At 70.9% G+C, this 26,009-nt stretch carries 26 protein-coding genes; 9 read left to right on the plus strand and 17 right to left on the minus strand.

The window, feature by feature from the left end:
* Positions 1-7: 7 nt before the first annotated feature.
* The 7 genes from ACIBQ1_RS48135 to ACIBQ1_RS48165 form a co-directional block, all read right to left on the minus strand.
* Positions 8-1,201 (minus strand): cytochrome P450, encoded by a 1,194-nt coding sequence (locus ACIBQ1_RS48135; RefSeq protein WP_397288285.1) that lies wholly within the window; start codon positions 1,199-1,201, stop codon positions 8-10.
* A gap of 106 nt (positions 1,202-1,307) precedes the next feature.
* The gene (locus ACIBQ1_RS48140) at positions 1,308-2,807 is read right to left on the minus strand and encodes a glycoside hydrolase family 43 protein (protein ID WP_397288390.1); all 1,500 of its coding nucleotides are present in this window, start codon (positions 2,805-2,807) and stop codon (positions 1,308-1,310) included.
* Positions 2,808-2,815: 8 nt separating this feature from the next.
* The gene (locus ACIBQ1_RS48145) at positions 2,816-5,086 is read right to left on the minus strand and encodes a glycoside hydrolase family 3 N-terminal domain-containing protein (protein ID WP_397288287.1); all 2,271 of its coding nucleotides are present in this window, start codon (positions 5,084-5,086) and stop codon (positions 2,816-2,818) included.
* Between the two features lie 20 nt (positions 5,087-5,106).
* Positions 5,107-5,940: a carbohydrate ABC transporter permease gene (locus ACIBQ1_RS48150; RefSeq protein ID WP_397288289.1), complete on the minus strand. Its 834-nt coding sequence runs from the start codon at positions 5,938-5,940 to the stop codon at positions 5,107-5,109.
* A complete protein-coding gene (locus tag ACIBQ1_RS48155; RefSeq protein WP_397288291.1) occupies positions 5,937-6,890 on the minus strand; it encodes a carbohydrate ABC transporter permease in 954 nt (317 codons plus the stop codon). The genes ACIBQ1_RS48150 and ACIBQ1_RS48155 overlap by 4 nt, the downstream gene beginning before the upstream one ends.
* 7 nt (positions 6,891-6,897) lie before the next feature.
* Entirely contained in the window at positions 6,898-8,181 is a 1,284-nt protein-coding gene (locus tag ACIBQ1_RS48160; RefSeq protein ID WP_397288293.1) for an ABC transporter substrate-binding protein, read from the minus strand.
* 29 nt (positions 8,182-8,210) lie between these two features.
* Positions 8,211-8,387: an endo-1,4-beta-xylanase gene (locus ACIBQ1_RS48165; RefSeq protein ID WP_397288295.1), complete on the minus strand. Its 177-nt coding sequence runs from the start codon at positions 8,385-8,387 to the stop codon at positions 8,211-8,213.
* A gap of 173 nt (positions 8,388-8,560) precedes the next feature.
* Between ACIBQ1_RS48165 and ACIBQ1_RS48170 the strand changes: the two genes are divergently transcribed.
* On the plus strand, positions 8,561-9,583 hold the full coding sequence (locus ACIBQ1_RS48170) for a LacI family DNA-binding transcriptional regulator (protein WP_397288297.1): 1,023 nt from the start codon (positions 8,561-8,563) through the stop codon (positions 9,581-9,583).
* 66 nt (positions 9,584-9,649) lie between these two features.
* Here ACIBQ1_RS48170 and ACIBQ1_RS48175 read toward each other — a convergent pair whose 3' ends face one another.
* The 3 genes from ACIBQ1_RS48175 to ACIBQ1_RS48185 all read right to left on the minus strand — a co-directional run bounded on the left by ACIBQ1_RS48175 (position 9,650) and on the right by ACIBQ1_RS48185 (position 11,166).
* A complete protein-coding gene (locus ACIBQ1_RS48175) occupies positions 9,650-10,084 on the minus strand; it encodes a dioxygenase (protein WP_397288299.1) in 435 nt (144 codons plus the stop codon).
* 153 nt (positions 10,085-10,237) lie between these two features.
* Positions 10,238-10,522, minus strand: a complete 285-nt coding sequence (locus tag ACIBQ1_RS48180; RefSeq protein WP_397288301.1) for a hypothetical protein — start codon at positions 10,520-10,522, stop codon at positions 10,238-10,240.
* Entirely contained in the window at positions 10,519-11,166 is a 648-nt protein-coding gene (locus ACIBQ1_RS48185; protein ID WP_397288303.1) for a MarR family winged helix-turn-helix transcriptional regulator, read from the minus strand. Before ACIBQ1_RS48185 ends, ACIBQ1_RS48180 begins: the two co-directional genes overlap by 4 nt.
* A gap of 122 nt (positions 11,167-11,288) precedes the next feature.
* On the opposite strand from ACIBQ1_RS48185, the gene ACIBQ1_RS48190 reads away from it, so the two are divergent.
* Entirely contained in the window at positions 11,289-11,663 is a 375-nt protein-coding gene (locus ACIBQ1_RS48190) for a DoxX family protein (protein ID WP_397288305.1), read from the plus strand.
* 108 nt (positions 11,664-11,771) lie between these two features.
* On the opposite strand, the gene ACIBQ1_RS48195 is transcribed toward ACIBQ1_RS48190, so the two are convergent.
* Positions 11,772-12,890 (minus strand): LacI family DNA-binding transcriptional regulator, encoded by a 1,119-nt coding sequence (locus ACIBQ1_RS48195; RefSeq protein ID WP_397288307.1) that lies wholly within the window; start codon positions 12,888-12,890, stop codon positions 11,772-11,774.
* A 201-nt stretch (positions 12,891-13,091) separates the two neighbouring features.
* On the opposite strand from ACIBQ1_RS48195, the gene ACIBQ1_RS48200 reads away from it, so the two are divergent.
* Genes ACIBQ1_RS48200 through ACIBQ1_RS48215 form a run of 4 tightly spaced genes read left to right on the plus strand, consistent with a single transcriptional unit; the run spans position 13,092 to position 18,679 of the window.
* Positions 13,092-14,357, plus strand: coding sequence for an ABC transporter substrate-binding protein (locus ACIBQ1_RS48200; protein ID WP_397288309.1), 1,266 nt, complete (start codon positions 13,092-13,094; stop codon positions 14,355-14,357).
* A 32-nt stretch (positions 14,358-14,389) separates the two neighbouring features.
* Complete coding sequence (locus tag ACIBQ1_RS48205) at positions 14,390-15,280, plus strand: carbohydrate ABC transporter permease (protein WP_397288311.1); 891 nt, start codon at positions 14,390-14,392, stop codon at positions 15,278-15,280.
* A complete protein-coding gene (locus tag ACIBQ1_RS48210; RefSeq protein WP_397288313.1) occupies positions 15,277-16,104 on the plus strand; it encodes a carbohydrate ABC transporter permease in 828 nt (275 codons plus the stop codon). Before ACIBQ1_RS48205 ends, ACIBQ1_RS48210 begins: the two co-directional genes overlap by 4 nt.
* Before the next feature lie 7 nt (positions 16,105-16,111).
* Positions 16,112-18,679: a family 78 glycoside hydrolase catalytic domain gene (locus ACIBQ1_RS48215; RefSeq protein ID WP_397288315.1), complete on the plus strand. Its 2,568-nt coding sequence runs from the start codon at positions 16,112-16,114 to the stop codon at positions 18,677-18,679.
* Between the two features lie 157 nt (positions 18,680-18,836).
* Here ACIBQ1_RS48215 and ACIBQ1_RS48220 read toward each other — a convergent pair whose 3' ends face one another.
* From ACIBQ1_RS48220 to ACIBQ1_RS48235, 4 genes are all read right to left on the minus strand, one after another.
* Positions 18,837-20,108 carry a cytochrome P450 gene (locus ACIBQ1_RS48220; RefSeq protein WP_397288317.1) on the minus strand — a complete coding sequence of 424 codons (1,272 nt, stop codon included), beginning with the start codon at positions 20,106-20,108 and terminating at the stop codon, positions 18,837-18,839.
* Between the two features lies 1 nt (position 20,109).
* Positions 20,110-20,310, minus strand: a complete 201-nt coding sequence (locus ACIBQ1_RS48225; protein ID WP_397288319.1) for a ferredoxin — start codon at positions 20,308-20,310, stop codon at positions 20,110-20,112.
* Positions 20,307-20,978, minus strand: coding sequence for a TetR family transcriptional regulator (locus ACIBQ1_RS48230; RefSeq protein WP_397288321.1), 672 nt, complete (start codon positions 20,976-20,978; stop codon positions 20,307-20,309). Before ACIBQ1_RS48230 ends, ACIBQ1_RS48225 begins: the two co-directional genes overlap by 4 nt.
* Before the next feature lie 77 nt (positions 20,979-21,055).
* Positions 21,056-22,036: an aldo/keto reductase gene (locus ACIBQ1_RS48235; protein WP_397288323.1), complete on the minus strand. Its 981-nt coding sequence runs from the start codon at positions 22,034-22,036 to the stop codon at positions 21,056-21,058.
* 214 nt (positions 22,037-22,250) lie between these two features.
* Between ACIBQ1_RS48235 and ACIBQ1_RS48240 the strand changes: the two genes are divergently transcribed.
* Entirely contained in the window at positions 22,251-22,733 is a 483-nt protein-coding gene (locus tag ACIBQ1_RS48240; protein WP_397288325.1) for an Lrp/AsnC family transcriptional regulator, read from the plus strand.
* 160 nt (positions 22,734-22,893) lie between these two features.
* Here ACIBQ1_RS48240 and ACIBQ1_RS48245 read toward each other — a convergent pair whose 3' ends face one another.
* A complete protein-coding gene (locus ACIBQ1_RS48245; protein WP_397288326.1) occupies positions 22,894-24,045 on the minus strand; it encodes a hypothetical protein in 1,152 nt (383 codons plus the stop codon).
* A 175-nt stretch (positions 24,046-24,220) separates the two neighbouring features.
* Between ACIBQ1_RS48245 and ACIBQ1_RS48250 the strand changes: the two genes are divergently transcribed.
* Positions 24,221-24,595 carry a hypothetical protein gene (locus ACIBQ1_RS48250; RefSeq protein ID WP_397288328.1) on the plus strand — a complete coding sequence of 125 codons (375 nt, stop codon included), beginning with the start codon at positions 24,221-24,223 and terminating at the stop codon, positions 24,593-24,595.
* A 107-nt stretch (positions 24,596-24,702) separates the two neighbouring features.
* On the opposite strand, the gene ACIBQ1_RS48255 is transcribed toward ACIBQ1_RS48250, so the two are convergent.
* Complete coding sequence (locus tag ACIBQ1_RS48255; RefSeq protein WP_397288330.1) at positions 24,703-25,536, minus strand: DUF5829 family protein; 834 nt, start codon at positions 25,534-25,536, stop codon at positions 24,703-24,705.
* Between the two features lie 301 nt (positions 25,537-25,837).
* Between ACIBQ1_RS48255 and ACIBQ1_RS48260 the strand changes: the two genes are divergently transcribed.
* Complete coding sequence (locus ACIBQ1_RS48260; protein ID WP_397288332.1) at positions 25,838-26,002, plus strand: hypothetical protein; 165 nt, start codon at positions 25,838-25,840, stop codon at positions 26,000-26,002.
* Positions 26,003-26,009: the final 7 nt, after the last annotated feature.

The raw sequence follows: 26,009 nt of genomic DNA on the forward strand, positions 1-26,009 counted from the left end.
CGCGAGCTCACCACGTGACCCACACGTCCTGGAGCCCGCCCGACAGCAACCCGGTGCGCAGCCGCAGCTCGTCGGCGCCGTCGCGCAGGCGCAGGGTGGGCAGCCTGCGGACGAGCGTGCCGAGCACGACCTGCAGCTCCAGCCGGGCCAGCGGCTGGCCGAGGCAGTAGTGCGGGCCCGCGCCGAAGGTCAGGTGCTGGTTGGCGTTGTCCCTGCGCGGGTCGAACGCGTCCGGGTCGGCGAACTTGCGCGGGTCCCGGTTGGCCGCGGGCCGGCACGGGATCACGGTGGTGCCCGCGGGCACCGCGGTGCCGGCGAACTCGGAGTCCTCGGTGGCCACCCTGGGGAAGCCGACCACGCTCAGCGTGCTGTCCAGCCGCAGGACCTCCTCGACGGCGCCGGGGATCAGCCCCGGGTCGTCGATGACCGCCCGGTAGCGCTCCGGCTCCGCCAGGAGCATCGCGGCCATGATGGCGATCATGTTGGAGGTGGTCTCGTGCCCGGCCAGCAGCAGCGCCATCACCGTGGTGATCAGCTCCTCTTGGCTGAGGCGGCCGTCCTCGCTGTCGGAGATCTGGGTCAGCTCGCTGAGCAGGTCGTCGCCGGGATCCGCCCGCTTCTCGTCGACGAGGGCCGAGACGTACGCGCCGAACTCCTCGTACGTCCGCTGCACCTCCTCCTGCGTGTAGCGCGTCAGCGTCAGCATCACCTGGGACCAGTGCGCGAACTTGTCCTGGTCCTCGCTCGGGGCGCCGACGAGGGCGCAGATGACCCGCACCGGCAGCGGCAGGCCCAGCTGGACCGACAGGTTGGCGGGCGAGCCGGACTTGAGCAGGTCGTCGACGAGCTCGTCGGTCATCTGCTGGACCCGGGGGCGCCAGGACTCCATCTTGCGGATGGTGAAGGACTTGCTGAGCAGCCGCCGCCACCGCAGATGGCCCTCGCCCTCCCGCAACCTCGTGGTGCTGGGGCGGGAGAAGATCCCGCCGTCCTCCGTCGTGGACACCCGCGCCGCGCCCTCGCCTCCGCGCTGGAAGGTGGTGTCGGCGAGCAGGGCGCGGACGTCGTCGTAGCGGGTCAGCAGGGTGGCGGCGTCGCCGCTGGGCAGCCGCACGTGGGCCACGGGGCAGCCGGCCTGCAACTCCGCCCACTCCTTCGGCGGCTCCAGTGCAGTCGTACGGGGGAAGGGGTAATCGGGCATGGTTTCGGTCATGACGCCCCCAATGTCGTTGACAAGTCGCCCCCACCCTAAGGCGACTGCCTTAATAAGGGAAGCACCTTAAACGCCCTTCGGGAGGAAGATCGCATCACGAAAGGTCAGCCGGCCGATAATCGAACCAGTCGAAGCCGGCGCTCCCCTCCGTCGCGTACATCCCGATCACCCGCCCCGTGAACCCCGTGGCCACCTCGGTGGACAGATAGCGGCCGTCCAGTTCGGCCAGGAGCGCCCCGTCCACCGAGAAGGCGATGGTGTCCGGTCCTCGGCCGGACACCCCCACCGGCTCGTCGGCCGGCGAGACGACGGACGGCGGCAGGATGTCGCGGGTGCGGAAGTCGAGGGCGAGGGTGAGCGGCCCGGCGGGCACCGGCCGCTCGGCCAGGCACTGCCGGAGCGGGCCGATGCGCGCGACCACCCGCACCAGCCCGCCGTGCACCTCCAGGTCGTAGTGGTGGGCCTCGTCCATCCGCACCGACAGCCCGGCCGTGCCCGAGCCCGGGTCCAGGCGGGCGGTGGCGCGGCAGTCGTGGTGTTGCTGGCGGCGGCCGACGAAGGTGTGGCCGGGGCGGTCGAGGGTCGGGCCGGTGGCGTGCAGGGTCAGCCACCCCGGCCGCTCGGTCAGCGACCAGGAGCCGTCCGGACGGCTGCGCGGCGAGATCCAGCAGGGACGGAGCGAGGGGTCGTCGAAGTCGTCGCGCGGGGGCTCGGGCGGGAGCGGGTGCCAGGCGGCCGGCGCCGGATGGCGTTCCTCGACGGGGCCCACGACCGGCCAGCCGTCCTCCCACCGTACGGGCGTGAGGAACGTCTCCCGCCCGAGGACCTGGTACTCGGGCGTGTAGCCGCGCGGGCGGGTGCCGAGCAGGACCATCCACCAGGTCCCGTCGGCGGCCCGCACGAGGTCGGCGTGGCCGGTGCTCTGGACGGGCCGGTCGGTGCCGCGGTGCGTCAGGATCGGGTTGACCGGGCCGGGCTCGAACGGGCCGCGCGGCGAGCGGGCACGGGCGATCGACACGGCGTGGCCGCGCTCGGTGCCGCCCTCGGACATGAGCAGGTACCACCAGCCGTCCACCCGGTAGAGGTGCGGCGCTTCCGGATATTTCCCGCCGGTGCCGGACCAGACCTGGTACGGCCCCTCCAGCACCTTGCCCTCGGCCGGATCGACGCGCGCCACCTGGGTGCCGGAGAAGGCGCACCAGCAGGCGCCGTCCTCGTCCCAGGTCAGGTCGGGGTCGATGCCGGGCAGGTCGATCCAGACCGGGTCGGACCAGGGACCTTCGGGGCGTTCGGCGGTGACGATGAAGTTGCCACCGCCGCTCACGTTGGTGGTGATCAGGTAGAAGAGGCCGTCGTGGTGGCGGAGGGTGGGCGCGTAGACGCCGCCGGAGGCGGGCAGGTCCGGCGGCAGGCGCAGCTGCGCGGGCCGGTCGAGGACGTTGCCGATCTGGCGCCAGTGCACGAGGTCGCGGCTGTGGAAGATCGGGACGCCCGGGAAATACTCGAAGCTGGAGCACACCAGGTAGTAGTCCTCGCCGACCCGGCACACGCTGGGGTCGGGGTGGAACCCGGCCACGACCGGGTTGTCGAACATGCGCACGTTCAGCGCCCCTTTCCGAGGGTCAGCCGGATCGACGCGCTCAGCGGCAGGTCGGCGGCCGACGGCCCGGAGTACAGCACGATCTCTCCCGGTTCGACGAGCCGCCGCCCGCCGAGCCCGGTGAACGAGAACGCCTCGGCGGGCACGCCGAAGGCCACCTCGCGGGTCTCCCCCGGCTCCAGGGGCACGCGGGCGAAGCCGACCAGCCACTGGGCTGGCCGCGTGACCTGCGCCACCGGGTCGGAGGCGTAGAGCTGCACGACCTCCTCGGCCCGCCGGTCACCGGCGTTGCGCACGGTCACCCGCACCTCCACCTCTCCGTCCGTGCCGTATTCCGCCTGCGACGTCCACATGGTCTCGTACGTGATCGCCGCGTACGACAGCCCGTGCCCGAACGCGTACGCCGGGGTCGGGTCGAGCACCGTGATGCCCTCCGCCTTCCTGCCCAGGGGCGGCTGGAGGTAGGTGGACGGGTTGACGGACGGCGAGTACGGGATCTGCACGGGCAGCCGCCCGGACGGGTTCACGCGCCCGCTGAGCACCCCGGCGACCGCCGCCGCGCCCTCGACGCCGGGGAAGAACGCCTGGACCGCGGCGGCCACCCGGTCCTGGTAGGCGCCGAGCGCGTACGGCCGGCCGGACACCACGACCAGCACGGTCGGCGTGCCGGTCGCCAAGACCGCCTCCACCAGGTCGGGCTGGAGTCCGGGCAGCCGCAGGTCGGCGGCGTCGCAGCCCTCCCCCGACGTGCCGCCGCCGAACATCCCGGCCCGGTCACCGACGAACAGCAGCACCAGATCGGCCTCGGCCGCGACCTCGGCCGCCGCCTCGATCCCCGAGCCGTCGTCGCCCGACACCTCCGCTCCGAGGGAGTACCGCACGTCGGCATGGGGGAACTCGGCCGACAGGCCCTCCAGGATCGACGCGACCGGCAGCCCCATGCCGTGCTCGGGGAAGCGGTCGAGCACGTGGTTGGGGAAGGAGTAGCAGCCCATGAGGGTACGCGGGTCGTCGGCGCACGGCCCGATGACCGCCAGCCGCCCGGTCACGAGCGGGTCGACGGGCAGGGCCCGGCCGGCGTTGGCCAGGAGCACGATGGAACGTTCTGCGACGGCGGCGGCCAGCTCCCGGTTGCGCGCGCTGTCCAGGGCCACGTCCTCGGCGCCGTCGGGGACGAGCGGGCCGCCGTCCAGCAGGCCGAGCTCGATCTTCTGGCGGAGCACGCGGCGTACCGACTCGTCCACCAGCGCCTCGTCCACGTGGCCCGCCTTCACCTGCTCGACCAGGTTGCGGCCGTACCCGCGGGTCTCGGGGAGCTCCACGTCGATCCCGGCCGACAGCGCGAGCGCGCCCGCCGCCGCGACGTCCTCGGCCACCCGGTGCATGGAGGCGAGGAACGGGACCGACCAGTAGTCGGACACCACCGTCCCCTCGAACCCCCATTCCTCCCGCAGCACCCGCCGCAGCAGCTCCGCGCTGGCGGCGGCGGGGACGCCGTCGAGGTCGGTGTAGGAGTTCATCACCGAACGCGCCCCGCCCTCGCGCAGCGCCACCTCGAACGGCGGGAGGACCACGTCGGCGAGCTCGCGCGGCCCGATGCTGACGGGCGCGTGGTTGCGGGCCGCCCGCGAGGCCGCGTACCCGGCGAAGTGCTTCAGGGTCGCGATGACCCCGGCGCCCTCCAGCCCGCGCACGTAGGCCGCCCCGATCTTGCCCACCAGGTACGGGTCCTCCCCCAGCGTCTCCTCGACCCGCCCCCACCGGTAGTCGCGCACGACGTCCAGCACCGGCGACAGACCCTGGTGCACGCCCGCCGCCCGCAGATCGGCGCCGATCGCCGCCGCCATGCGCTCCACGAGACCGGGATCGAACGTCGCCGCCCAGGCCAGCGGCGTCGGATACGCCGTCGCCCCGAACGTCGCGAACCCCGTCAGGCACTCCTCATGGGCGATGGCCGGAACGCCGAGCCGGTTCGAGGCCACTACAAGCTCCTGGAGCTTCCGCAACCGGGCCGCGCCCTCGGCCGCCGACAGCGGCGCGGTGCCGTACACGCGGGTGAGATGCCCGACCCCGCCGCGCAGCCGCTCCTCCACCCCGTCCACCGCCGCGAAGCGGTCCTGAAGGGGCGCGACGTTGCCGGGGTCGTCGGTCTGGACCCACACGGAGCCGAGCTGCGCGACCTTCTCCTCCAGCGTCATCTCGGCCAGCAGGGCCTCTACGCGTTCGGCGGACGGGCGGCCGCGGTCACGCCACGGCTCATTCACGAATGTCATGACTTCCTTAAAGTGAGTGATCAGCCTTTGAAGGCGCCGTCCATGATCCCGGCCACCATCCGCCTGCCGACGAACACGAACAGCACCAGCAGCGGCAAGGTGGCCAGGAAAGAGCCCGACATGGCCAGGCCGAGGTCGACGTCGAGGCTGTTCTGCAGCGCCTTGATGGCGATCTGCGCGGTGTACATCTCGGGCGACTTCAGCACGATGAACGGCCACAGGAAGTCGTTCCACGAGGTGACGAAGCCGAGCAGCCCGAGCACGAACGCGGCCGGCCGCACCAGCGGGAACGCGATGCGCCAGAAGATCTGCCAGGTGTTCGCCCCGTCGATGCGGGCCGCCTGAAGGATCTCGTCGCTGATCGTCGTGGACAGGTGCTGGCGCATCCAGAAGATGCCGAACGCGCTGGCCAGGCCGGGCACGATGAGCGCCTGCAACGTGTCCACCCAGTTCAGGGCAGAGATGATCATGTACTGCGGGATGACCGCGAGCTGCGTGGGCACGGTCATGGTGAGCACGACGATCAGGAAGAGCGCGTTGCGGCCGGGGAAGCGCAGCTTGGCGAAGGCGAACCCGGCCAGGGAGCAGAGCACCGCGTGCCCGACGCCGATCGTCCCGGCCACGATCAGGCTGTTGACGATCGAGCGTACGAACGGCACGGTCGTGAACACCAGCTCGGCCAGGTGGAAGAAGTTGCCGCCCGGCGCGATCTCCGGCGGCAGCTGGGTGGCGGTCGCCGTGTCGGTCGTGGCCACCACGAACATCCAGTACAGCGGGAAGACGCAGGCGAACGCGGCCAGCCCCAGCAGGAGGTAGGTCCACCAGCGGACCCGATTGCTCTTGGCGGTCATCATCGCTCCGGGCGGATGCGGGTGGACAGGAGGTAGTTGACCGTCGCGGCGACGATGACGAGGACGAACAGGGCCACGCCGATGGCGGCGCCGTAGCCGAACTGGAACTGGCCGAAGCCCTGCTCGTACAGGAAGAGCGTCAGCGTCTGGCACTGCCGGACGGGGCCGCACGTCAGCGGCGCGGCCCGCGAGATCAGCAGCGGCTCGGTGAAGATCTGCAGGCCGCCGATCGTCGAGGTCACGACCGTGAACACGATGACCGGCCGCAGCGACGGGATCGAGATGTGGCGGAACTGCTTCCATCCGCCCGCGCCGTCCACCGCGGCCGCCTCGTAGATGGCGCGCGGGATCGCCTGCAGGGAGGCCAGGTAGAGCAGGGTCGTGTAGCCGAACCAGCGCCAGGTCACCATCACGGCGATCAGCAGGTGGCTGCCCCAGACCGACTGCTTGAAGTCGATCGGCTCCACGCCGGCGAACCCGAGCAGCCAGTTGAGCAGGCCGTAGTCGCGGTCGAACATCTGGGCGAAGACGATCGTGGTGGCCGCGACCGAGGTGATGTACGGCACCAGCATCGACATCCGGAAGAACACCGCCAGCCGCAGCCGCGCGTGGTTGAGCAGGTGCGCCAGGAGCAGCGCCAGCACCAGCTGCGGGACGGTGGACAGCACCCAGATGCTGATCGTGTTCCTGACCGCGTTCCAGAACCGGGCGTCGGCGAGCAGGCGGCTGAAGTTGTCGAAGCCGATGAAGACGTGATCGCCGATGGGGTTCCAGTCGAACAGCGCCACGTAGAACGTGAACAGCAGCGGAACCAGTCCGAAGACCGCGAAGATCAGGAAGAACGGGGCGATGTAGATGTACGGGGCGATGCGCTCGCCGATGCTCTGCCGCACCCGCGTCGTGAGCGCGGGCGGCGTCTCCACCGCCCGCGGCGTGCTGAGGCTCGTCGTCACGCTGGTCCTACTTGCCGATGGCCGTCTTGACGTTGGCCAGCGCCGAGTCCCAGGCCTTGGCGGGGTCGCCCTTGCCCTGCTCGACGTTCGTGATCGCGTTCTGCAGCTCCTGGCCGATGGCCGAGCTGTCCGGGCCGATGTAGAACGGCTTGAGCCCGAGCAGCGAGTTCGTGTAGACGGTCCCGATCGGCGCGCCGGAGAAGAACTCGTCCTTCAGCCCGGTGAGCTGGGCGTCCTTGTAGACCGACGGGGTCGTGGGCAGCGAGCCGGAGTCGACGAAGTGCCCCAGCTGGCCCTGCGGCGACTGGGTCTTGGTGATGTAGTCCCAGGCCGCCTTGGCGTTCTTGGCGCCCTTGGGGATGGCCAGGTAGCTGCCGCCCCAGTTGCCCGCCCCTCCGGGGATCGTGGCGACGTCCCACTTGCCCTTGGTGTCGGGGGCGTTCCTGCGGATCGCGCCCAGCATCCACGACGGCGCGGAGATCACCGCGAACTGGCCCTTGCCCATGCCCGCGCTCCAGCCCTCGGAGAACGAGCTCTGCTTGGCCGTGATCCCGGCCTGCGCGGCCTTGATCGCCAGGTCGAAGGCCATCTTGACCTGCGGGCTGGTGCTGTAGACGACGTTGCCCGAGGGGTCGTAGTACTTCTGCGGCCCCTGGTTGACCGCCTGGTAGAACACGCTGGTGGCCGCGTTGTCCACGAACGCCTTGCCGGTCTTGGCGGTGTACTTCTTGCCGGTCTCGATGAAGGCGTCCCAGGTGGGCCAGAGCTTGCCCACCTCCTCGCGGTCGGTCGGCAGCCCGGCCTCCTTGAACAGGTCCGTCCGGTAGGCGACGGCCATGCCGCCCACGTCCGTCGGGATGCCGATGATCTCCCCGCCCTTGGCGGTGCTCGCGCTCATCACCCAGTCGAGGTAGTCGCCCTTGATCTTGTCGGCGCCGAGCTGGCGCAGGTCGTAGAAGTTCTGGGGCTGCTGGACGAACTTGGGCAGGTCGTCGCCCTGGATGAGGACGAGGTCGGGCACCTTGCCGCCGGCCAGCGCCGTGGTGAGCGCCTGCGCCGTCTCCACGGAGCTGCCCACCTCGGTGAGCTTGATCTGCACGCCCGGGTTCTGCTTCTGGTAGTCGTCGACGGAGGCCTTCTGGTTGATCCCGGAGAACGACCAGAACTCGAACGACTTGCCGCCGTCACCGGACGGCTGGGACGGGGTGCCGCCACCTCCGCCTCCGCAGGCGGCCGTGGACAGGGCGATGGCCGCGGCGAGCACGACCGGTGTTACGTTGCGGAACTTCACGACGATCTCTTTCGATGGGGGTCCGGCGCTCAGGAGCGGAGCGCTGTGGCTATGGCGAAGTAGGCGGGCTTCTGGCGGAAGTCCTCGTCGTACGGCAGCGCGGCGCCCTCGCCAGGGAAGAACGCCGGGATCCACGAGTACTTGTCGGTGTAGTCCCACTCGGTGAGCGCCGCGGTCATGCCGCGTTTGGCGGATGGTCGGTTCATGCAGCGCTCCTTCGAATGAGGGGGTTCGCAAGCGCGTCAGAAAGTTTCGGTTCAAAGTCCGATCGTTAAGCCCGGACTCTAGGTCTGATTCCCGAAACCCGTCAAGAACCTCCTCGTAAGATCGCCGAAACAATCGGACCCATTTACCGAAACTCTCCCGTTAGACTGCGGCCATGACCGCCACCGAGGAGCCGTCCCAGCCGCTGACCATCACGCAGCTCGCCGAGCTGGCCGGCGTGTCCACCGCGACCGTCTCCAAGGTGGTCAACGGCCGCTCCGAGGTCGCCCCCGAGACCCGCGCTCTCGTCGAAAGCCTCATCCGCCGCCACGGCTACCGCCGCCAGCGCCGGCGCGTCAACGCGTCCGCCCTGGTGGAGGTGGTGTTCCACGCGCTGGGCGGCGACTACCCGATCGAGATGATCAAGGGGGTCGACCAGGTCGCCCGCGAGCACCATCTGGCCGTGGTGATCTCCGACATGCAGCAGCGCTCCGGCCCTGGGCACGGCTGGATCGAGGGCGTGCTGAGCCGCCGGCCCGCGGGCGTGATCGCGGTGTTCTCCGGCCTGACCGAGGAGCAGCGCGACCAGCTCGTCACCCGGGACATCCCCATCGTCCTGCTCGACCCGTCGGGCGACCCGAGGCCCGGCGTGCCCTCGGTCGGCGCGGGCAACTGGAGCGGCGGGCTGTCGGCCACCCGCCACCTGCTCGACCTCGGCCACCGCCGCATCGCCGTCATCACCGGCCCCGACTGGGCCCTGTCCAGCCGGGCCCGGCTGGACGGCTACCGCACCGCGCTCGACCTGGCCGGGGTGCCTGCCGACCCCGACCTGATCGGCTCGGGCGACTTCATCATCGAGGGCGGGCTGGCCCAGACCCACCGGCTGCTGCGCCTGCCCGACCCGCCGACCGCGATCTTCGCCTGCAACGACGGGCAGGCCGTCGGCGTCTATCGCGCCGCCTATGAACTGGGCCTGCGCATCCCCGAGGACCTGAGCGTCGTCGGCTTCGACGACCTGCCCTCGGCGGAGTGGGCCGTCCCGCCGCTGACCACGGTCCGCCAGCCGCTCATCGAGATGGCCGCCGCGGCGACCGGCATGCTCATGAAGCTCGTGCAGGGCGAGCCGCTGCCGCAGACCCGGGTCGAGCTGGGCACCGAACTGATCGTCCGGGCCAGCACCGCGCCGCCGTCACGCTGACCGAAACTTTCTGGATTCTTTCCGTACGTATCGGGGGCGCCAGCGCCTTCTTCGCCGCCCTGAGCGTTACGCCGCCGTCTGGAAGGACCGCCTGGAGAAGCCGATCATGTAGCCGTCGATGACGGTCGTCACCGGCCGGTCCGCCCGTCCGCCCGCCCCCAGCGTGATGAACAAAGGGATGTAGTGGTCGACGGTCGGGTGGGCGTACGGCATGCCGGGGGCGCGGGTCCGGAACGCCGCCAGCTCCCCCACGTCTCCCCTGGCCAGGGCGTCGGCGGCCCACGCGTCGAAGTCGGAGGACCAGGCGGGGACGGCGCCCCGGTGGAGCATCTCGGGGGTGACGAAGGGCAGCCCGTGCGTCATGAACCCCGAGCCGATCACCAGCACGCCCTCCTCCCGCAGCGGGGCCAGCCGCTCCCCGAGCCGCAGCAGCCGGTCGGGGTCGTGGGTGGGGATGCTGAGCTGCAGCACCGGGATGTCGCCCAGCGGGTACATGGCCATCAGCGGCACCCAGGCCCCGTGATCGAGACTGGGCTGCTGGTGGACCGGCTCGCTGTCGGTCCACCTCGCAGCCCCGCCGGGCGAGCGCGCTCGCGTCGGGGGTGTCGTACTTCATCGTGTATTGACGCGCTCTTCGGCGTGAATGCCGAAGACTCAGCCTGTGCCGCACACGGCACTTCTGCGGCTTCCTGCTTCCCCGACCTGGGCCACCGAGGTGGTCTTACCGGGTCTCCACAGGCTTTCGAGCCTTCCGGCTCCGTTCCCGCCCGTCCGGCGGTACCTGACGTGATCAACGTACCACGCGCCCTTCCATCTTGACGGCGAAACGGCACCGTCGGCGGGCGTCCACGGGCGCTGGGCGCGGGCCAGGGGCAGCGCGCCCGGCAGGAACGCGTCGTACGCCCCGGCGGGGACGTCCGGGTTGAGGATGGAGGTCATGAAGGCTCCTGGTCGAGGGCAGGATCGAGGGCACCGTCGAGGGCAGGATCGGGCGCAGAGTCGGAGGCCCAGTCGGGGGCAGGGCCGGGGGGACCGTCGGGGGCAGGGCCGGGGGGACCGTTGGGCGCAGGGTCCGGTTTCGGGTGTGCGGTGGCCGGGTGCTGGTCGGGGCACATGCCGCCGGGGTCGATGGCGCGGGTGATGCGGCGGCCGATGTCGCGGAGCTGCCGGATCTGCGCCTTGGTGAGGGGGTCGAAGACGAAGCCGCGCACGGCCTCGACGTGCCCGGGAGCGGTCTCGACGACCTTCTCCCAGCCCTCCTCGGTGAGGACGGCCAGGGTGTAACGGCCGTCGGCCGGGTCCGGCGCGCGGCGCACCCAGCCGCGCTTCTCCAGCCGGTTGACGACATGGGACAGGCGGGACAGCGACCCCTCCGAGATCATCGCCAGGTCGCTCATGCGCATGGCCCGGTCGGGCGTCATCGACAGCCCCGCCATCACCTGGTACTCGAAGTGGCTGATCCCGGCGTCGCGCTGCAGCTGCCCGTCCAGCGCGGCCGGCAACCTGATCAGCACGCTGACCAGGCTCAGCCAGCTCTCCATCTCCTCGGCGGCAAGCCAGCGCGGCTCCTCGGGGTCCTCCATACCACCCACTCTAACTTGACGCATCAAGTGATCGCGCCCCGGATCACGCTTGACGCTTCAAGTGGCAGCTGCGTACATTCCGGTTGAAGCTTTAAGTCATCTCGCAATCGATCGGAATCCCGATGAACGTCGTTCTGTGGATCATCGCCGGCCTCCTCGCCCTGCTCTTTCTCGGAGCCGGCGTGATGAAGCTGTCCCAGCCGAAGGAGAAGCTGGCCGCGTCCGGCATGGGCTGGACGGAGGACTTCTCCGCCGGCGCCGTCAAGGGCATCGGCGCGCTGGAGCTGCTGGCCGCCATCGGGCTCATCCTGCCCGCGGCGCTGGGCATCGTCCCGGTGCTGACGCCGCTGGCCGCCGCCGGTCTGGTCGTGGTCATGGCCGGGGCCGCGGTCACGCACGCCCGCCGCAAGGAGTACCAGATGATCATCGCCAACGCGGTGCTCCTCCTGCTGGCCGCCGTGGTGGCCTGGGGCCGCTTCGGCCCGTACTCCTTCTGACGACCACCCTCCCCCGCCCGTCCTCCCCGGCCCTTCCGAGCCCGGCCCTTCCGAACGAGCACGACCCGCGCGTCAGGCGGAGGCCGGGCGTCGGGCGGGGGCCAGGGGTCAGGCGGGGGCCGGGGGCGGGGCGGTGGAGCGGCGGGTCACCAGGGTCGGGGTGACGGAGAAGCGCACCGCGGTCGTGCGGCCCTCGATGCGCTCCAGCAGCAGCCGGCCCGCCGTCTTGCCCATGATGACCCCGTCCTGGTCCACGCTGGTCAGCGAGATGTGCGACAGACCCGCCGCCCGGGCGTTGTCGTAGCCCACCACGGAGACGTCGCCGGGGACGGCGAGCCCGGCCTCGTGGACGGCCGCGAGCACGCCGAACGCGGCCTGGTCGGCGCCCGCGAAGATCGCGGTGGGCCGGGGCGAGCGGGCCAGCAGCTCGCGCGCGCCCTGATGGCCGCCCTCCTCGGTGTAGGAGGTGGCGGCGAGGGCGACGTGCCCGGCCAGGCCGTGCTCGGCCATCACCCGCTCGTACGTCCTGGCCCTGATCGTGTGCAGCAGCGTCACCGAGCGGACGGACCCGACGTCCTTCTGCGTGATGTGCGCGATCCTGCGGTGGCCGAGCGCGATGAGATGCTCGACCGCGAGCTCGGCCCCCGCCTCGTCGTCGTCGAGCACGGAGTCGTAGACCGCCGAACGGTCGTGGCGGCCGAGCACGACCGTGGGCGTGTTCCTGGCCATCTCCTCCAGCCGGACCCTGGCGATGACGGGCGCGACGACGAGGATGCCGTCGACCTGCCGGTCCACCAGGGCGTCGATGGCGCGAACCTCGGCCTCGGTGTCCCTGCCGCTGCCCTGGACGATGATGGCCTGGTAGCCGGCGCCCGCGATCTGCTCGTCGAGGCCGTCGAGGATGTCGGCGAAGAACGGGTTTCTGATGTGCGGCAGCACCACGCCGAACGTGAACGTGCGCCCCCGCATCGCCCGGGCCGCGGCCTGCGGACGGTAGCCGAGCTCGTCGATGGCGGCCTGCACCTTGACGCGCATCGCCTCGCTTACCCCGTAGGCGTTGCGCAGCACCTTCGACACGGCGGTGGTGGAGACCCGGGCGTGGCTGGCCACATCGGTGATCGTCACCCGCCGCCCGTCGCGCGTGACCATGTGACGCACCCCGTTCGACTCGACGCGACCCGATTGTACGAGCTCCAGGCCGATGCCGCGATGAATAACGTTACCCATTCAAGAGATCGGACAGCCGCGAGTCAGCGCATCCGACGTGGATCACGATTGGGGACCGTTCCTCAAATCGTGCCTTGACGCCTCGCCCTGTAACGCTTACGTTAACTCGCATCGGGGGGCGTTAAAACGATTCAACGGACCCGGAGGGGCGTTGTGAAGACCTCTCACCGCATGCTGGGAGCGGCTCTGGCCGTTCTTACGATGACGGCCTTGACCTCCTGCGGCTCGGGCTCCGGCTCGGGCTCAGAGCCGGCAGCCGACGGCACGGTCACCCTGAAGTTCCTCGTGGACAACGGCCAGGCCACGGTCGACACGGCCAAAGCCATGACGGACGCGTTCATGCAGGCCAATCCCAAGATAAAGATCGAGACCGAGACGCGGCCGGGCGGCAGCGAGGGCGACAACATCGTCAAGACCAGACTCTCGACGGGCGACATGTCGGATGTGTTCTGGTACAACTCCGGGTCGCTGCTCCAGGCGCTCAACCCGTCGCAGACCCTGGTCGACCTGACCGGCGACCCGGTGCTGCAGAACGTCCAGAAGGACTTCCTCCCTGTCGTGACCCAGGGCGACCACGTGTTCGGCGTGCCCGCCGGCACCGCCATGGGCGGCGGCATCCTCTACAACCGCAAGGTCTACGAGAAGCTCGGCCTGCAGGTCCCCAAGACCTGGGACGAGTTCATGGCCAACAACGAGAAGATCAAGGCGGCCGGGATCGCGCCGGTGATCTCGACGTTCAAGGACACCTGGACCTCGCAGCTGTTCGTGCTGGGCGACTTCTACAACGTCCAGGCCGCGGTCCCGAGCTTCGCGGCCGACTACACCGCCGGCAAGGCCAAGTTCGCCACCACCCCGGCGGCGCAGGCCGGGTTCCAGCACCTGGCCGACGTGAAGGCCAAGGGCTACCTCAACGAGGGCTACGGGTCGGCCACCGCCGACCAGGGCATGAAGTTGCTGGTCGAGGGCAAGGGCGCGCACTACCCGATGCTCAGCGCCCAGGTGCCGCCGCTGGTGGCCTCGATGCCGCAGGCGGCCACCGACATCGGCTTCTTCGGCATCCCGGGCACCGACGCGGCCAAGGACGGCGCCACCATCTGGGAACCGTCCGGCGTCTACATCCCCAAGACCACCAAGAACCTTGAGGCGGCCAAGAAGTTCCTGGCCTTCGTCGCCTCGACGGCCGCGACCGACGCGATCAGCAAGGTCGTCCAGCCCGCGGGGCCGTACCGCATCCAGGGCGCCAAGCTGCCGGACAACGCCGTGCAGGTGGCCAAGGACCTGCAGGCGTACATCGACAGGAGCGCCACCGCGCCCGCGCTGGAGTTCCTCTCCCCGGTCAAGGGCCCGTCGCTGGAGCAGATCACCGTCGCCGTCGGCTCCGGGCTGACCCCGGCCGCCGAGGGGGCCTCCCAGTACGACAAGGACGTGGAGAAGCAGGCCAAGCAGTTGGGGCTCGCGGGGTGGTGACAAAGGACGCCGGGTCCCGCACGGGGCCCGGCGTGGCACTCACGCGGCCGCCCACCGGCTCGGCGAAGCGCAGGTCGGCCTACCCGTACGCGCTGTACCTGCCGGCCGCCGTCGTCTACCTGGTGATCTTCCTGGTGCCGACGGTGATGGCCTTCTACTTCGCGCTGACCCGCTGGACCCTGTTCGACAGCACCTTCGTCGGCCTGGACAACTTCCGCGACTTCCTGTCCGAGCAGAACCTGCGCATCGGCTTCGTCAACACGCTCTTCTACGCCGTCGTCACCAGCGGCCTCAAGGTCGTCCTCGGCCTGCTCCTCGGCGTGCTGCTCACCAGCAGGCTGCGGCTGCGCGGATTCCTGCGCTCGGTGGTGTTCTTCCCCGTCCTGGTCTCCACGGTCGCGGTCGGCATCACCTTCAGCGCGCTGCTGCGGCCCGACACCGGCCTGGTCAACAAGGCCCTGGCCCTGGTCGGCATCGACGGCCCCGACTGGCTCGGCGACGCCAACACCGCCCTGCTGTCGGTCGCCCTGGTCGACGTGTGGAAGGGCGTCGGCATCGCCACCGTCATCTACATCGCCGGCATCCTGTCCATCCCCCGCGACTACTACCAGGCCGTGGCCGTGGACGGCGGCGGGGCCTGGCACCGCTTCCGCCACGTGACCCTGCCCCTGAGCTGGCCCGCCACCTACTCCGTCATCATCCTGTCGTTCATCGGGGGCCTGCGCTCCTTCGACCTCATCTGGACGATGACCCGCGGCGGCCCCGGCTTCACCAGCGACACCATCGCCTCGATCATCTACAAGCAGTACCAGGCCGGCTTCTTCGGCCTGTCCACCGCCGGCAACGTGCTGCTGTTCGTCGTCGTCACCATCATCGTCGTCCCGCTCAACTACTTCCTCGGCAAGAGGCAGGTGGCCGCATGACCGCACTGAGAAGGCTCGGCGCGGAGGCGATCGCGCTGGTGCTGGCCGGGGTCATCTTCCTCATCCCGTTCGCGCTCATGCTGCTGACCGCGGTCAAGGACCAGACGCAGGCCACCGACCTGGACTTCGCCTGGCCGGCCAACTGGCCGATCGTGCAGAACTTCGTGGACGTGATCGAGGCCCGCGACTACGTGCTGCTGCGCGCCTACGTCAACAGCACCGTCCTGACCGTCGCGTCGGTCGCGCTGATCGTGGTGTTCGCCTCCATGGCCGCGTTCGTGCTGCAGCGCCGCTCGGGCAGGCTCGGCTCGGTGGCCAACTTCCTGGTGCTGTCCGGGCTGATCATCCCGCCCGCGATCGTGCCCACCATCTGGCTGCTGCAGGCCCTCGGCCTGTTCAAGACCCTCCCGGGGCTGATCCTGGTGGAGGTCGCGTTCGGGCTGTCGTACGCGGTGCTGCTGTTCCGGGCGTTCATCGCGGCCATCCCGCGCGAACTGGACGAGGCCGCCCAGATCGACGGCTGCACCGGCCTCTCGCTCTTCTTCCGGGTGATCTTCCCGCTGCTGCGCCCGGTCACCATCACCGTGATCCTGACCAGCTCGGTGGCCATCTTCAACGACTTCGTCAACCCGCTGTACTTCACCCCCGGCGACGACAACGCCACCGTGCAGGTCACCCTCTACAACTTCCAGAGCCAGTACAACACCCAGTGGAACCTGCTCTTCATGGACATCGTGCTCATCACGATCCCACCGTTGCTGCTCTTCATCTTCTTCAACCGCAAGATCGTCGCCGGCATGACCGCCGGCGCCATCAAGGGCTAGGAGACCCGTGACCCTCGTGCATGTCGAAGCGCCCGTCTTCGAACACCACCACGACCCCCTCGGCATCGGCGAAAGCGCTCCGCGCCTGTCGTGGACCATCACCACCGAGCTCCCCGGCTGGCGGCAGGCCGCGTACGAGATCGAGCTCAGCGACGGCACGGCGAGCGGCCGCGTCGAGTCGGCGGAGTCGGTGCTCGTGTCCTGGCCGGGCGCGCCGCTGGGCTCGCGCGAACAGCGCGGCGTCCGGGTGCGCGTGCACGGTCGCGACGGCTCTGTCAGCGACTGGAGCGCCTGGTCGTGGGCGGAGACCGGGCTGCTGGAGCCGGCCGACTGGACGGCGGGCGCGGCCGCCCCGCCGCTGGAGCTGCTGGGCCTGCCCGACGGCCCCGCGCTGCTGCTGCGCCGCGGCTTCACCGTCCGGGGCCCGGTCGAGCGGGCCCGCCTGTACGTCACCGCCCACGGCATTCACGAGACCGAGATCAACGGCCAGGTCGTCGGCGACGACGTCCTCGCCCCCGGCTGGACCAGCTACGGCCACCGCCTGCGCTACCGCACGCACGACGTCACCGCCCTGCTGACCGAGGGCGGCAACGCCATCGGCGCCACCCTCGCCGACGGCTGGTACCGGGGCCGCATCGGCTTCCGCGGCGGCAAGACAGACCTGTACGGCGACCGCACCGCCTTCATCGCCCAACTGGAGATCGCCTACGCCGACGGCACCACTGACGTGGTGACCACCGACGGAAGCTGGCGCTGCGCGACCGGGCCCGTCACCGCCACCAGCCTGTACGACGGCGAGCGGCACGACGCCCGACTGCTGCCGTCCGGCTGGTCGAGCTCCGGCTTCGACGACGCGGCCTGGCTGCCCGCCGACTCCCTGACGCACGACCCGGCCCTGCTCATCGCGCCGACGGGCCCGCCGGTCCGGCGCGTGGAGACGCTCGCGCCGGTCGAGGTGCTGGCCGGCCCGGACGGGGAGACGATCCTCGACTTCGGCCAGAACATCGCCGGCCGTCTGCGCATCCGCGTTCAGGGACCGGCCGGGCACACCGTCACCCTCCGCCACGCCGAGGTCCTGGAGAACGGCGCGCTCGCCCTGCGCCCGCTGCGCGACGCCGCCGCGCTCGACCAGTACACGCTGCGCGGCGACGACGGGCCCGAGGAATGGGAGCCGCGCTTCACCACGCACGGCTTCCGTTACGCCCAGATCGACGGCTGGCCCGGCGAGCTGGACCCGGCCTCCGACGTCGTGGCCGTCGTCTGCCACACCGACATGCGGCCCATCGGCGAGTTCGACTGCTCCGACCCGCTGCTGAACCGCCTGCACGACAACGTCCGGTGGAGCATGCGCGGCAACTTCGTCGACCTGCCCACCGACTGCCCCCAGCGGGACGAGCGCCTGGGCTGGACCGGCGACATCCAGGTCTTCGCACCGGCCGCCGCCTTCCTGTACGACTGCGCGGGCCCGCTCGCGTCCTGGCTGGCCGACCTGGCCGCCGAGCAGGTCGAGCAGGGCACCGTGCCGCATTACGTGCCGTGGGTGCCGCTGCTGTTCGGCGTCTCACCGACCGCCGCGTGGGGCGACGCCGCGGTGCTCGTGCCGTGGACGCTCTACCAGCGGTTCGGGGACCTCGGGCTGCTGGGCCGGCAGTATCCGAGCATGAAGGCGTGGGTGGACCAGGTCGCCGGGCTGGCCGGAGAGGACCACCTGTGGGACGAGGGCTTCCAGTTCGGCGACTGGCTGGACCCGGCCGCGCCGCCGGACGACCCCGGCAAGGCCCGTACCGACCACGCGCTCGTCGCCACCGCGTACCACGCCCACACCGCCGCGGTCCTGGCCGAGACGGCGGCCCTGCTGGGGCACGACTCCGACGCCGGGCACTACGCGGCCCTGGCCCGGGAGGTGCGTGCGGCGTTCCGCCGGGAGTTCGTCACGCCGTCGGGGCGGCTGGCCTGCGACACCCAGACCGCCTATGCCCTGGCCCTGACCTTCGACCTGCTGGAGGGGCCCGAGCAGCGGGAGCGGGCCGGGCGGCGCCTGGTCGAGCTGGTCGTCCAGGACGACCACCGCATCGGCACCGGGTTCGTCGGCACGCCGCTCGTCTGTGACGCGCTCTGCTCGGTCGGGGCGTACGACACGGCGTACACGCTGCTGCTCCAGCGCAACTGCCCGTCCTGGCTGTATCCGGTGACGATGGGCGCCACCACCATCTGGGAGCGGTGGGACAGCATGCTCCCCGACGGTTCGGTCAACCCCGGCGAGATGACCTCCTTCAACCACTACGCGCTCGGCGCGGTGGCCGACTGGATGCACCGCACCGTCGCCGGGCTCGCCCCGGCCGCGCCCGGCTACCGCCGCCTGCGCGTGGCTCCCCGCCCTGGGGGCGAGCTCACGCACGCCTCGGCCCGCCTCGACACCCCGTACGGCCCCGCATCCGTCTCGTGGGAGCGGGACGGCGAGACGCTCACGGTCATGGCGTCCGTGCCCCCGGGGACGCTCGCCGAGGTGGACCTGCCGGGGGCCATCCCGCAGGAGGTGGGCGCCGGGACCCACACGTTCACCACGACGATGTGAGCCGCCCGGCGCCCGGACTCGGTGCCGCCGAGCCCGGGTGCCGGCGCCAGCTGCCCGGACGGGCTCGGCACCGCCGAGCCCATCCGGCCTCTCGCGGCGCCGTGGTCAGCCGCCCTCTCGCGACGTCGTGGTCAGACGCGCTCTCGCGGCGCCGTGGTCAGCCGATGCGGAGCGGCAGCGTACGCGGGCCGCGCACCTGGCCTGTGGCCCAGGTGACCGCCGCCGGGTCGGCGAGGCTGAAGGCGGGGATGCGCTCCAGCCACACCTCCAGGGCGACCCGCAGCTCCATGCGGGCCAGGTGCGAGCCCACGCAGCGGTGGATGCCCAGGCCGAAGGCGGTGTGCCGGTTGACCTCGCGGTCGATGACGACCTCGCCGGCCCGGTCGAACTGCCGCGGATCGCGGTTGGCCGCCGGGAACGACAGCAGGACCCAGTCGTCGGCCTTCATGTCGACGCCGTTCCAGCTCATGTCCTCCTTGACCAGGCGCGCCATGGTGACCGGCGCGTAGGCCCGCAGGAGCTCCTCCATCGCGGTCGGCAGCAGTCCGGGCTCGGCCACCAGCCGCTCGCGGTCCCGCGGCGTCCTGGCCAGATGCCACAGCGAGGCGCCGATCGCGCTCCACGTGGTGTCGATCCCGGCGATGAGCAGCAGCGCCATCGTCCCGGCCACGTGCGCGGACTGCAGCTTCTGCCCGTACAGCTCGGCGTCGATGAGGTAGGTCGTCAGGTCGTCGCGCGGGTGGTCCACGTGGTCGCGGATCTGGACGAGCAGATAGTCGAACAGCTGCTCCATCCGGTCCATGCGCTCCTCCGGCGGCAGGTTCACGCCTTCGAGCACGTTCTCGATGAACTCGCGGAACCGGGGCCCGTCCTCGGGCGGGAAGCCGAGCATGTCGGCGATGACCCGTACCGGGATGTGCTGGGCGTAGTCGCGGGCCGCGTCGACGACGTCCTGGCCGGCCAACGCGTCGATGAGCGAATGGCAGAACGCCCGCGTCGCCGCCTCCCGCCTGGCGACGGCGGTCTTGGTGAACGCCGGCAGCAGCAACCTGCGCGCGTCGTGATGGAACGGCGGGTCGGAGGAGATCGGCGGCGAGCCGCCGATCGGGGCCACCTCGCGGGGCGGCCGGAAGTTGCTCATGATGATCGAGCGCGAGGAGAAACGCTCGGTGTCGTACGCGATGGCGGCCACGTCCTCGTGCCGCGTCGGCAGCCAGCCGCCGCCGAACCGCTCGGTGTGCGCGATCGGGCAGCGCTGCCGCAGCTCGTCCTGGATCGGGTACGGGTCCGCGGCCCACTCGGGCTCCAGGTGGGAGAAGTCGGTCGCCCAGTCGGCCACCGGACCGGTGACGATCTCGCTGCGCGTGCCGAGGGGCCGGTCGTCCCCCGTGTCCCGGAAGTCCTCGCTGAAACGGTCGTCAACGGTCATCTCACGCCTCCTCCACGAGGTCGATCGCTCGCTCCGGGCAGTTGGCCGCCGCCCGGCGCGCCGCCGGCTCCTCGCCCGGCGGCACGACACCGTCGCCGGCGACCTGCCCGTAGCCCTCGTCGTCCTCGCCGAACAGGCTCGGGGCCAGGTCGTAGCATCGGCCGTGTCCCTGGCAGCGCCCAGGATCGATCTGTACTTTCACCGCGGGTGCTCCTCTCGGTCCGACGGGTCGACGGCTCTGTCCTGCGGGGCAACGACTTCGTCCGACGGGGCGACGGCTCCGTCGGGTGGGGCGACGGCGGCCACGACGCGGGTCAGCAGGGCCGACCACTCGGCTTCGTCGACGCCGTGCAGGTCCGGCGTGATGAGCGCGCTGCCCATCGCCAGCAGCAGGCAGAAATGGGCCAGCGCGTCCGGCGACAGCCCGGGGTCCAGCTCCCCGTCGCCCTGGCCCGCGCGTACCAGCTCGGCGATCCAGTCGGCCCGCTCGCCCACGTAGTCGCGCATCGGGCGGGCGACATCCTCGTCACGCCTGGCCGCGACCAGCGCCTCGACGACGAGGTAACCGGCGGCCTCGCGGGGGCGCGGCAGCCGACGCCCGAGCACCAGGAGCAGCTCCGCGACCGACCGGTCGGGGTCGGCCGCGAACAGGCCGGCCAGGATCCGCCGCCCGTGGGCGCGCAGCGCGGCGACGAGCAGCTCGGCCTTGGAGCCGAAGTGCGCGTACAGCGCGCCGTTGCTCACCCCTGCGGCGGCGGCGATGTCGGCCACGCGCGTGCCGTCGTACCCACGCGCGGCGAACACCTCGGCAGCCGCCTTCAACAACCGCTCCCGCGTCTCGGCGGCCGTGACGCCCGCGATGCGACCCATGAGTGAATTTAAAGATTGTTCATTTCATTCGTCAATGCCTGGACGCGCCGAAGGCCGTATCTTGCGGCGGCCGGCTTTCAGGAGTGCCCGATGATTCGATGTGGCCGGTAGGGGGCCTCCAGGCGGGCCGCCTCCTCTTCGCTCAGGGACACCTCCACCGCCGCGATCGCGTCGTCCAGATGGCCCACCTTGCTCGCCCCGACGATCGGCGCGCTCACAGCGGGTCTCCCGAGCAGCCATGCGAGCGCAAGCTGTGCCGGAGGCAGTCCTCGTTCGCCGGCGACCGCCCGCAACACGTCGACGACGTCGAAGTCCGCGTCCTCGTACATGCTGTCGGCCAGCGGGTCGCTGCCGGATCGGACCGTGCGCCGCCGGCCGTCGCGGTGGCGGCTCCCGGTGAGCAGTCCGCGCGCCAGCGGGCTCCACGGGATGGCGCCCACCCCCTGGTCCAGGCAGAGCGGGATCATCTCCCGCTCCTCCTCCCGGTACACGAGGTTGTAGTGGTTCTGCATCGACACGAACCTGGTCCAGCCGGCTGCCTGAGCGGTGTGCTGCGCCTTGGCGAACTGCCAGGCGTACATGCTGGAGGCGCCGATGTAACGCGCCTTGCCGGCCCGCACCACGTCGTGCAGGGCCTCCATGGTCTCCTCGATCGGTGTCTCGTCGTCCCAGCGGTGGATCTGGTACAGATCGACATAGTCGGTTCCGAGCCTGGTCAGCGAGGCGTCGATGGCGGACAGCACGTGTTTGCGGGACAGCCCTCGGTCGTTCGGGCCCGGCCCCGTCGGGAAGTAGACCTTCGTGGCGAGAACGTAGTCGTCGCGGCGGGCGAAGAGCTTGCCGAGCAGCCGCCCGGTGATCTCCTCGCTCACGCCGTCGGAGTACATGTCGGCGGTGTCGAAGAACGTCACACCGGCCTCGACCGCGCGCCGCACGATCGGCTCGGCCGCGTCCTCGCGCAGCATCCACTCCCGGGAACCCGGATCGCCGTACGTCATCATGCCCAGGCAGATCCGGGAGACCCGCAGTCCTGACGAGCCCAGCTTCACGTATCGCATTTCGTCTTATCTTCCTGTGAGAGCGCGGTCTTCACCGCGGAGGCCGAACGTTCCCGATGGAGCGGCGCGACCGGGTCGGTCATCGCGGGGGCGGCCTGCCGAGCACGTGCGGCGCTCCCGATGAAGTAGGTCCGTGGAGGCGCCGCGGACAGGACGGCGCGAGGGCCGGTGAGCGGCATGACCCCCATCGTCGGCCAACCCGTAATTTAGGAGAATGGCGAATCGAAAGATCAGGCCCGAGCGGGCACACGAATCCAAGGGAATCGACGCCCTCGACCTTCGTATCCTCGCCGAGCTGCAGGTCGACGCCAGAGTGAGCTTCGCCGAGCTGGGCCGCCGGGTCGCCCTCTCGGCCCCCGCGGTGGCCGACAGGGTGCAGCGGCTGGAGGAGACCGGAGTGATCACCGGCTATCACGCCGAGGTCGACCCGCGGGCCGTGGGCTTTCCGGTCACCGTGATGGTTCGCATCCGCCCGGCGATCCGGGAGCTGCACCGCATCTCCAAGATCGCCCAGGAGGTTCCCCAGATCGTCGAGTGCTACCGGATGACGGGCGACGACTGCTTCTACTTCACGATGCACCTGCGGGCGGTCGACGAGCTCGAACCGATCCTCGACCTGTTCACCCCGTACGGTCACACGACCACGTCTCTCATCCACACCGCGCCCGTACCACGCCGCCCCCTCCCCCTGGACTGATGCTCCGGCGGCGGGCCGGGCCACAAGCGTTCAGGGGGCTCCGAACTCCCGCCTGGTCACCGACCTGGGTCTTGAGGTCGAGCAGTCGTCGGTCCGCACGTTGAAATGCGCCGGTCGGCGCGTACCGCGGCCCTGCGCGACCGGCACGCCTTCGCCTCGGTCAGCCGCGCAGCCGTTCGACCGTGATCACTCGGGCGGCTTCCGCCTCTGTCGCCGCCCGGACCTCTACGAAATCGTTCTCGTTCCGCAGGATAGTGACGATCCCGGTCAGCAGGCTGTTCATCCGGGTGGCGTCACGGGCGACGACCTGCCGGTCCACCGACAGCACGTCGGCGTGCGCGTTCTCGTCCTTGGCCCACACCCAGGCCCGGCCGCTGTGTCCCTGACCGGGCCCGACCAGGACGGTACGCACGCTGGACGCTTTCAGCACCAGAGTGGGAGCGTCGTCCGGGTTCAGCTCCCGGCCGATGCGCCTGTCCACGCGCAACTCCGTGGCGTAGTACTCCAGACTCGACCGCGACCAGGATTCCACGTTCCGCGGCAGGTTGCCGAGCATGTCGTACCGCAGGTCGCCCAGCGTCTCCTCGACGCGCCGCCAGGCTTCGTCGGGGGTCGAGGGTCCGGCCTCGTCGCCCGGAACGCGTTCCAGGCGATCCACCTCAGGGTTGTACCTGATCACCGAGGTGTCGGGATCGGCCCAGGGGTGCGGCCGCAGCGCGGGCCACTGCCCCGGCTGCGGGGCGCGGGAGCCGCGAGCGAGCGGAAGGATCTCGCGCATCCTGGCCGCCGCCGGCCCGCCCGCCTCCGATTCCGCGCGCAGGGCGGGACCGGCGGCGTCGGCCAGCGGCCAGAACCGCAGCAGCCAGTGCTCCTCGACGGCCTCGATCTCGCTGTCGTCCCACGCGGCCGGCCGGGTACGCACCGCACCGGTGTAGACGCGCAGTCCGTAGGCGCAAAACGGCGGGCCAAGCAGCAGTTTCTGGCCGGTGGGGCTGAGTCCGGGGCAGCGCGACTCCACGATGCCACCCGGGCTCAGATAGAGGACCTGCCCCGCCTCCGCCCAGGGCGCGCCGGGTGCGTCCTCGACCCCGGGCTCGGCGTTCCAGGCCTCCATCCGTACGCGGGCCATCCGCGCCCGGACCTTGCTCACCAGGCCGACACAGCCCAGCGCGATGCCACCGGGCCCGGTCAGCAAGGCGCCGGACTCGCTCTCCCGGTCAGCGTCGTCGCCCAGGCCGGATGCGTCGTTCAGGTCGAAGCCGCCGTACGAGGTCGGGACCTCGTCCTCGACGCTGCGGATCAGTTCCGGCATCTCGTCCCTCCATCGCGATCATCACCTGTGAAGGCGGACGCTAGCGACCGTGGGCGACATTTACGGACCTGACGTAAGTCAGGGCCCTCACGATGAACCGCCTCGAGGATCGTGCGTGGCGACGCGACCCTGAGGAGCCCCTGGACGTCGTTCGGGCAGTCAGGGCGCGGATGTCGTGAGCGTTTTGATCGTGAAGTCGATCGCCGTGGCGAGCCGCTGGGGGTCGTGGCCGGCGCGTTCGCGTACGCGCGGTCCGAGCACCGTCGTGAACGGCAGCTCCACCGAGGCGTCGACGTCCGATGCGGCGGGCAGGTCGCCGTCGCGGATGCCGCGGCGCGGCAGTGACGCCAGGGTGTCCCGGGTGGCCTCGAACGCGGCCTCGGTCTTCCGCTGGACTTCGGGGCCGGTGGTGCCCGGTCTCGGAGCGCCGACCGGCGGCGCGATCGTCGATGCCGTGCCGCTCCAGGGGGTCCTGCGGCTCGCCGGCGTCCTCGTCCTGCCGGCCGGGCCGGCCGTGTGGAGCGCGCGCCGGAACGCCGGCCCTGGCTGATCCCTTCTGCCCTCGCGAGACGGGACGCGGGACGACGACGCCCGGCCGGCGACGCTCGATGTCGTCGCCGGCCGGGCGCGTACAGGAGGAGGTGGCGCTATGGGGCTTTACTGCGGGGCGTCGAAGGTCCACTCGGCGCGGGCGCCCGGGCCCACGGCAAGGGTCGAACGCCCGATCCGCTCCTCGGTACGAGTCTCCACGGAGCGGTTGAGCGACATGGAGACCTGCTTCAGGCCCGCCTGCTCACGCGCGACGGAGTCGAGCTGGACGGTGGTGCCGCCGCCGGTCGCGATGGCGCCGCCACCGGTGGTCGCGACGTCGAATCCGCCCGCCTTGAGCAGCGGCACCGTGTTGGCCAGGTCCCGCGCGGTGACGCCGATGCGGATGTAGGTGATGTCGCGCATCAGGTGGTCCTGGTAGGCGTCGGGCAGGTAGCGTTCCCGGCTGACGTCACCGGGGTAGCTCTCCGGCTCGGTCTGGCTGCGCGGGTCCGCGAAGTACTCCGGGAAGTACTCCATGGACCACGGGTCGAATGCCTCGTACTGGGCGGAGGTGGTGCGGATGGTGTCGAACCACGGGATCGGCACGCCATCGCCGAAGTCACGCGTCTGACGGTATTCGGCCGGGTCGGAGATGCCCTGGGCCTTCAGCGCCGCGGTCACCTTGGCCAGGTCGCCGACGCGCTCGGTCGAGACGGCCAGCCCGGCGGAGCCGAAGAGAGCGTCCTGGCCGGGCAGGTCGCCCTCGCCGAACAGCTCGATGTAGGTCTCGCGGCCCTTGAGGTAGCGGCCCTTCCAGGTCAACCCGCCACCGGTCGTGGTGCGGACCTCGAAGTTGGCGAACTCGCGCAGGTAGGTGGAGTTCTCGACGGCGTCGGCCGTCTCGCGGTCCACCACGCTGTAGGCGTGGTTGTAGAACAGCAACTGCCCTTGGGACGACACGCGGGACTCTTCTGCCTGAGCCGTCCCCGCACCCCCGGCGAGCGCAACGGTGCAGGTCGCGGCGACAGCGGTCATCATCCGTAATGTCCGGCGAATCAGCATGGGAATGATCGTAAAACGCGGATGATCACCTTTACTATCATTTTGACAGGACCCATACTGCCAATGTGGCGATCCTATAGTGGCTATGTAGCGAGTCCGGGCGGCGGCGCGGCCGCCTCGTGAGCCCGGCGTCCATCGCTTCCGCGACCGGCGCGGCCGGATCCTCTACCTGGGTCGCGCCACCGACCTCCGGAGCCGGGTGCGGTCCTACTGGCGTGACCTGCGCGATCGCCCGCACCCGGCGGAGATGGTCGCCCGGGTCGCCCGGGTCGAGGCGGTGGTGTGCGGCTCGGTCAGGCCGCCTGAATGGGCCGAGTTCGCCCGGCGCGATGCCGAGCCGGCCGCGGCGTTCGTCCGAGCCTGACCGGGGC

Source organism: Nonomuraea sp. NPDC050153 (assembly GCF_044460125.1).
In the GTDB taxonomy this organism is placed as follows: domain Bacteria; phylum Actinomycetota; class Actinomycetes; order Streptosporangiales; family Streptosporangiaceae; genus Nonomuraea.